A 268-nucleotide genomic window follows, 5' to 3' on the forward strand; every position below is an offset into this window, starting at 1 on the left:
GTCGCTTGCTACCATTCGCAGCGCCGATGTGGCGCGGTTACGGGACCAGTGGCTGAAGGACTACAAGCCTGCGACTGTGCTGCGCCGCATGGCGGTCCTGTCTCATGTATTCAACATAGCTCGCAAGGAATGGGGCATGGAGAGTATCTCGAACCCCGTTGAGCTGGTGCGCAAACCCCAGCCCAATAATGCTAGGACTCGGCGTATCGCGGCCAGCCACCCGGTCTCCGATGCGTCGTGCGAGGACAATCCAGAGTCAAATCGTGGC

The 268-nt window shown here is 60.1% G+C and carries 1 pseudogene; it reads left to right on the plus strand.

What is annotated here, in order from left to right:
- Window positions 1-268 (plus strand): annotated as a pseudogene (locus tag SB753_RS37670) (site-specific integrase); the annotation flags it as partial.

The sequence above is a fragment of the Paraburkholderia sp. SIMBA_053 genome (assembly GCF_046534895.1).
GTDB classification, from domain to species: domain Bacteria; phylum Pseudomonadota; class Gammaproteobacteria; order Burkholderiales; family Burkholderiaceae; genus Paraburkholderia; species Paraburkholderia caledonica.